The organism is Streptococcus sp. DD04 (assembly GCF_001578725.1).
GTDB classification, from domain to species: domain Bacteria; phylum Bacillota; class Bacilli; order Lactobacillales; family Streptococcaceae; genus Streptococcus; species Streptococcus sinensis.
The window spans coordinates 1-329 of the sequence record NZ_KQ969015.1 but is presented as its reverse complement, the minus strand read 5'-3'; the positions used below and the strand labels follow the sequence as shown (position 1 = coordinate 329).

Here is a 329-nt window from a genome sequence, read left to right as displayed (position 1 = left end):
TTTCTCCATATATGCTTATAATTTTTCTATTAGCTGAGTCACTATTTTTAATAGCTTTTTTTCGTTCATATAGAACAATATTTCTTATGATAAACTCTAAAACACTCGCATTTTGACATAAACTACAGCCCTCAAATAAGGCTTTAACTATCTTTATATCCTTATGCTTTAATAATTCCAATAACACTACTCCACCTATTGATGCTCCAAAAGCAAGAGAAACTTCAGCAATATCATTTTCTTTAAAATAATTGTATAAATTCTCACTTTCTTGTTTTACCGACAAATACTTCCTATCTATCAATTTACCATGAGCAGACAGATCCGGA

1 pseudogene is annotated in these 329 nt (G+C 29.5%); it reads right to left on the bottom strand.

The features are described from left to right. Window positions 1-286 (bottom strand): annotated as a pseudogene (locus tag STRDD04_RS10320) (alpha/beta hydrolase); the annotation flags it as partial. Between the last annotated feature and the right edge of the window lie 43 nt (window positions 287-329).